We start from the raw sequence: 5,850 nt of genomic DNA, 5'->3' as shown, positions 1-5,850 counted from the left end.
AGCGTCGGCGACTGACGACAACGCGGCGAGGCGCGGTGCCGGGGCTCGCGAGCCCGGCACGATCCGAAAGAGACGACCCAGCCCCTGCCCAGTCCCCGGCCCCGGTCCGCCACCCCCTCGGCGGACCGGGGCCCTTCGCCGCCCCACGGCACTCCGCCGAGCGAAACCGTGCTGAAACCGCGCCCTCCGTAGAAAGGACACCGAGGCGGAAGTCCAGAGACCAAGGCAACGGGCGGACGCGGGCCAACGAACAATGGAGAATCACATGTCAGTTACTTCCAGCCCTGAGGCCGGCCGGAACCGGACGGGCACCCGCCGGACGCGCCGGGTCGCCGCGGTGGCCGCCCTGCTGACGACGGTCACCCTCTTCGCCGGGGCCTGCGGCAGTGACAGCGACAAGGACGACCAGGGTGTCGCGTCCGTACCGTCCGCGAAGCAGTCGTCCGGCGGCGGCACCGCCGAGGAGGGCGGCGCCAAGGGCGACCCGGTCGAGTACGCCAAGTGCATGCGCAAGAACGGCGTCGAGGACTTCCCGGACCCGCGCTCCGGCGGCGGGATCACCCTTCCGAGGGGCGTCGACCCCCAGTCCGAGGCCTTCAAGAAGTCCGAGGAGGCCTGCAAGGACTTCCGGCCCACCCGCGGTGATGTCGAGGTCCCCGGCGGCAACGAGTGGAGCAGCGACGACCAGGTGAAGTTCGCCCAGTGCATGCGCAAGAACGGTCTCTCCGATTTCCCCGACCCCTCCACGGACGGTGGTGTGATCCTCGGACAGGACACCGGGGTCGACCCCAAGTCGGAGCAGTTCAAGAAGGCCGACGAGGCCTGCAAGCAGTACAAGCCGCAGGGCGCTCCCGTTCCCGGCGCCGAGGGCGGGAACTGACCGTGACCACCACAGAAATCACCACCGAGGGCGCGGAGAGCACCCCGCCGCCCGAAGAGCCCGAACAGCGTCCCCGCGCCCGGCAGCGGCGCAGAGGACGGACCGCGGCGATCGTCGTGGCCCTGGTCGCGGCCGGCGGTGTGGGATCGGTGCTCACCACCAACCCCTTCGAGGCCCGGGGCAGCGAGACCTCCGCCAGCAAGCAGGACACCGCGACCGACACCGTCAAGGTCACCAAGGGCACCCTGTCGTCACGGACCCAGCAGAACGGCACCCTCGGCTACGCCGGCTCGTACAACGTGGTCAACAAGGTCAGCGGCACCATCACCCGGCTGCCCTCCGTGGGTCAGGTCATCCGCCAGGGCAAGGCGCTCTACTGGGTGGACGGCAAGCCGGTGATCCTGCTGAAGGGCGGGAGGACACCGGTCTACCGCGAGCTGGCCCGGGGCGACGAGGGCGCCGACGTCAGGCAGCTGAACGCCGCCCTCGTCGAACTGGGCTACGCCACCGACGAGCAGATCGACCCCGACTCCGACTACTTCAGCCGGCAGACCCGCTGGGCCCTCAAGAAGCTCCAGGACGACGTGGGGCTGAAGGAGACGGGCAAACTCAGCCTCGGGGAGGCCCTGTTCCTGCCGGTCGACGAGATCAGGGTCACCAGTGTCGACGGGGTGATCGGCGGCTCCGCCGCACCCGGCAAGCCGATCATCCAGGGCTCGTCGACCGGGCGGCAGGTCACCGTCGAACTCAACGCCAGCCAGCAGTCCGATGTGAAGGTCGGCGACAAGGTCACCATCACCATGCCCGACGACACCCGGACACCCGGAGTGGTCTCGTCGGTGGGCAAGGTGGCCAAACAGGGCGAGAACAAGACCACCATCGACGTGACCATCAAACCGACCAAACCGAAGGCGACCGGCCGGCTCGACAAGGCACCCGTACAGGTCGCCATTGTCTCCGACACGGTGAAGGACGTTCTGTCGGTGCCCGTCGACGCCCTGCTGGCCCTGGCGGGCGGCGGATACGCCGTCGAGGTGGTGAAGGCCGACGGAACCCGCGAGCTGATCCCCGTGGAGACCAGGCTCTTCGACGACAGCGCGGGCCGGGTCGAGGTGAGCGGCGACCGGCTGCGGGCCGGTCAGGATGTCGTGGTGCCGGGCTCATGACCGAGACGACCACCGAAGAGAGAACGGCGGGCCGCCGCCGCACCGGTGACGCGGTGATGCAGCTCGACCGGGTCACCAAGATCTATCCCGGTGCGTCGCCGGTGGTGGCGCTCGACCAGGCCACCTTCACCATCGATCGCGGTGAACTCGTCGCGATCGTCGGCCCGTCGGGCTCCGGGAAATCGACACTGCTCCAGGTCATGGGCAGCCTCGACCGCCCCACCTCGGGCACGGTCCGCATCGTCGGCGACGATGTGGCCAAGATGTCGGACCGGGCCCTGGCGCGACTGCGGGCCTCCCGGATCGGCTTCGTCTTCCAGCAGTTCTTCCTCGCGCAGCACGCCACCGCGCTGGAGAACGTCGCCGACGGAATGCTGTACTCGGGCACCCGTCACGCGGCCCGGATGGCGGCGGCGACCGTCGCCCTGAAGCGGGTCGGGCTCGGCCACCGGATCGAGCACCGCCCGGCGGAACTGTCCGGCGGTGAGCGGCAGCGGGTCGCCATCGCCCGCGCCCTCGTCGGAAACCCCGCGATCGTGCTCGCCGACGAACCCACCGGCAACCTCGACAGCGTCAACGGTGCCGCGATCTTCAACCTGCTCAGAGAGCTGAACGCGGAGGGCACCACCATCGTCGTGATCACCCACGACCGGGACCTCGCGAGCCGGCTCCCCCGGCGCATCGAAGTCCTCGACGGCCACATCGTCACCGATGTCACCGCGGACGGTGAGCCGGTGTCCACCGAAAGGCGTCCGACATGACCCTCACGGCTCCACCCACCGGCCGGATGCACCCGGCCGATGTGGCCAGGACCGCCAGTGTCGGGCTGCGCACCCGGCGGATGAGGGCCGCGCTGTCGGCGCTCGGCATCGCCATCGGCGTCGCGGCGATGGTGGCGGTGCTGGGTCTCTCGGCCTCCTCGCAGGCGGGGCTCCTCGCCGAGATCGACAAGCTGGGCACCAACCTGCTGAGAGTCTCCCCCGGGCAGACCCTCAGCGGGGAGGACGCCAAACTGCCCCTGGAGGCAACGGCGATGATCGACCGGATCGGCCCGGTCGAGAACGTCCAGAGCACCGGGAACACCGACGCGTCCGCCTACCGCAACCCCCATATCCCCAAGGCCAACACCAACGCCATCTCCGTGAACGCCACCAGCCTCGGCCTGCCCGGCGTGGTGCGTGCCTCCGTCACCCAGGGCAGATTCCTCAACGCCGCAACCGCCCAGCAGCCGGTCGCCGTGCTCGGCGCGACCGCCGCGAAGAGGCTGGGCATCTCCCAGATCCACTCGGGGACCCGTATCTGGGTCGGGGGGCAGTGGTTCTACGTCGTCGGCATCCTGAACTCGGTCCGTCTGACACCCGAGGTCAACTCCTCCGTACTGGTGGGCTGGCCGGCCGCCGAGAAGTATCTCGACTTCGACGGCCACGCCTCCACGGTCTACGTACGGGCCGACACCGACCATGTGACCGAGGTGCAGCAGGTCCTCGCCGCCACGGCCAACCCGCAGAAGGCCGAGGAGGTCAAGGTCAGCCAGCCCTCCGCCGCGCTCGAAGCGCGCGCGGCGACCCAGTCCGCGCTCAACGGACTCTTCCTGGGACTGGGGGCGGTGGCCCTGCTCGTCGGCGGTATCGGTGTCGCCAACACCATGGTGATCTCGGTGCTCGAACGCCGCTCCGAGATCGGACTGCGGCGGGCACTCGGCGCGACCAAGGGCAACATCCTGGTCCAGTTCCTCTCCGAGGCGGTACTGCTCGCCGCGCTGGGCGGTGTCGCGGGAGTCGCCCTGGGCAGTCTCGCGACCGCGGTCTACGCCCAGATCAAGGAGTGGGAGACCGTGGTCCCGGTGCTCGCCTGGGGCGGTGGTCTGGCCGCGGCCGTCGCGATCGGCGCCCTGGCGGGACTCCTCCCCGCGCTCCGCGCCGCGCGGCTCCAGCCCACCGAGGCGCTCCGCATCGGCTGACACCACCCGCGCCCGGTACACGGACCACCCGGGCCGTGTACCGGGCGACGGCATGGCGGGGGAGCCGCCGCCGAAGATGACGGAGGAACACGGAGGACGACGTGTCCCTGCACATACCGCTGCTGGCACTGACCGCCGGGCTGCTGGTCATCACCGCCATGGTCACCGCCCTGGTGCTGAGCGGCACCTCCGGCGGCCCCCGCGACCGGCCGGCCGGTCCGCCCGGGCGGCTCCGCGACCACCATCCGCGCCCCGTGGCACCGCGCACCGCGGACGGGGGAGAGACGGTCACGCGGGCGATCAGAGGCGCCACCCAGGTGGCGCGGAACGACCGGGAGTCCATCCTGGAGGCGACCACCGAACTCCTCGCGGAGCTGATGCGCCGCAATGGACTCACCACCGGCGACGTGGTCTCCGTGCTGTTCACCGCGACACCCGACCTGACCGCCGAGGTCCCCGCCCTCGCCGCCCGCAGGGCGGGGTTCCACGATGTGCCGCTGCTGTGCGCCGCCGAGATCGATCTCCCCGGGGCGCTGCCGCGCGTGGTCCGCCTGATGGTGTACGCCGACATCGAGCGCGCCCGCACCGGTATCCGCCCGGTCTATCTGCGCGGCACGGCGGAGCCCCGGCAGGACCTCATGGGCTGATACGGCTCCGGGGAGCCCGGCCGCCATCGGGGCCCCGGTGCGCGGACACACCCACCGGGGCCCCGCGGTGCCGGTCCCGGCTCAGGCGGTGGCGCCGAGCGCGAAGTTCAGCGCGTACAGGATCGCCGGGAGGACACCGAGGAGACCGGCGAGGGCGCCGATCACCACCGGGAGCCGGTGATTCTGCCGCAGGGTGTTCGTCAGATGCGCGACGAGCGTGAAGTAGGCCAGAATCACCACCACTCCGGCCGCCAGTCCCATGGATGAACTCGTCAGTTGCATAGCGGTGCTCTTCTCTGTGCGTCAGTGCCCAGTCCGATGTGGCGACACGCAGATCAAGAGACCGTCAACGGCCCCTGGCTGGGGGGCCTCAGAGCGCTCCTGGCGGCGCGACGTCGGAATGACGGTAGCCCAAAGCGGGTACGGAGCACCAGAGTTGCCGAAGAATGGCAGAACGAGGCCCTCCGGGAAGCCATCCCGGAGACCCTCGTCCGCACGATGTGTCACCGGACTGGGCACGTCCGCACATAACACCTGGCCTATCCTCCACTCGGGGGATATACGATCGATATACGCCTCGCTGGAACTGTGCGCGGCAGCCCAGGAGGTGGTGATGGACGGCGGGGAGGGCCTCCGGTCCACGGCGCTCGAACCCGGGCCCGTGCCGGTCGACGGCCGGCATCGCCCGGAGGGACTCCGGTTCACGGTGCTCGGTCCGGTGCGCGCCTGGCGCCAGGGGGAGGTTCTGCCGTCCGGTTCCCCCCAGCAGCGCGCGCTGCTCGCCGCGCTGCTGCTCCGCGACGGCCGCACCGCGACGGCCGCCGAGCTGATCGACGCGATCTGGGGCGACGAACCCCCCTCCCAGGCCCTCGCGGTGACACGCACCTACGCCTCCAGGCTCCGCAAGGTCCTCGGCCCCGGCACTCTGATCAGCGAGTCGGGCGGCTACGCCCTGCGGGTTTTGAGGGAGAGCGTGGACCTCTTCGCCGCCCAGGAGCTGGCGGCGGAGGCGGACAGGGCCCGCGCCGCCGGGGACCGCGACCGGGCGAGGCCGCTCCTCGGCCGGGTGCTCGGACTCTGGGACGGCGAGGCGCTGACCGGTGTGCCGGGCCCGTACGCCGAGAACCAGCGGGCGCGGCTGGAGGAGTGGCGGCTCCAGCTGCTGGAGAGCCGGCTCGACCTGGACCTGGAGACCGG

Annotated in this window: 7 protein-coding genes; 6 read left to right on the top strand and 1 reads right to left on the bottom strand. The window is 70.9% G+C overall.

Annotated features, from left to right (window positions below; translation table 11 throughout):
• The first annotated feature begins 265 nt into the window (after window positions 1-265).
• From ABT122_RS33065 to aroH, 5 genes are all read left to right on the top strand, one after another.
• Window positions 266-880: a hypothetical protein gene (locus ABT122_RS33065; protein ID WP_351559810.1), complete on the top strand. Its 615-nt coding sequence runs from the start codon at window positions 266-268 to the stop codon at window positions 878-880.
• A 2-nt stretch (window positions 881-882) separates the two neighbouring features.
• Window positions 883-2,046: an efflux RND transporter periplasmic adaptor subunit gene (locus tag ABT122_RS33060; protein WP_351559808.1), complete on the top strand. Its 1,164-nt coding sequence runs from the start codon at window positions 883-885 to the stop codon at window positions 2,044-2,046.
• Complete coding sequence (locus ABT122_RS33055) at window positions 2,043-2,807, top strand: ABC transporter ATP-binding protein (protein ID WP_351559806.1); 765 nt, start codon at window positions 2,043-2,045, stop codon at window positions 2,805-2,807. Before ABT122_RS33060 ends, ABT122_RS33055 begins: the two co-directional genes overlap by 4 nt.
• Window positions 2,804-4,006: an ABC transporter permease gene (locus ABT122_RS33050; RefSeq protein WP_351559804.1), complete on the top strand. Its 1,203-nt coding sequence runs from the start codon at window positions 2,804-2,806 to the stop codon at window positions 4,004-4,006. The genes ABT122_RS33055 and ABT122_RS33050 overlap by 4 nt, the downstream gene beginning before the upstream one ends.
• A 101-nt stretch (window positions 4,007-4,107) precedes the next feature.
• The gene (aroH, locus tag ABT122_RS33045) at window positions 4,108-4,653 is read left to right on the top strand and encodes a chorismate mutase (protein WP_351559802.1); all 546 of its coding nucleotides are present in this window, start codon (window positions 4,108-4,110) and stop codon (window positions 4,651-4,653) included.
• An 81-nt stretch (window positions 4,654-4,734) separates the two neighbouring features.
• On the opposite strand, the gene ABT122_RS33040 is transcribed toward aroH, so the two are convergent.
• Window positions 4,735-4,935 carry a hypothetical protein gene (locus tag ABT122_RS33040; RefSeq protein WP_351559800.1) on the bottom strand — a complete coding sequence of 67 codons (201 nt, stop codon included), beginning with the start codon at window positions 4,933-4,935 and terminating at the stop codon, window positions 4,735-4,737.
• Window positions 4,936-5,266: 331 nt separating this feature from the next.
• On the opposite strand from ABT122_RS33040, the gene ABT122_RS33035 reads away from it, so the two are divergent.
• Window positions 5,267-5,850: AfsR/SARP family transcriptional regulator (locus ABT122_RS33035; RefSeq protein ID WP_351559798.1), on the top strand; the 584-nt coding region annotated here is incomplete at its 3' end.

It is taken from the genome of Streptomyces sp. NPDC001985, from assembly GCF_040296845.1.
In the GTDB taxonomy this organism is placed as follows: domain Bacteria; phylum Actinomycetota; class Actinomycetes; order Streptomycetales; family Streptomycetaceae; genus Streptomyces.
The sequence above is the reverse complement of the archived record's forward strand: the minus strand, read 5'-3'. Positions and strand labels throughout refer to the sequence as shown.

What these genes read in the sequence shown, in the direction of transcription:
- ABT122_RS33065 (WP_351559810.1), top strand. Translation starts at nt 266, where the DNA reads ATGTCAGTTACTTCCAGCCCTGAGGCCGGCCGGAACCGGACGGGCACC.
- ABT122_RS33055 (WP_351559806.1), top strand. Translation starts at nt 2,043, where the DNA reads ATGACCGAGACGACCACCGAAGAGAGAACGGCGGGCCGCCGCCGCACC.
- ABT122_RS33050 (WP_351559804.1), top strand. Translation starts at nt 2,804, where the DNA reads ATGACCCTCACGGCTCCACCCACCGGCCGGATGCACCCGGCCGATGTG.
- ABT122_RS33040 (WP_351559800.1), bottom strand. Translation starts at nt 4,935, where the DNA reads ATGCAACTGACGAGTTCATCCATGGGACTGGCGGCCGGAGTGGTGGTG.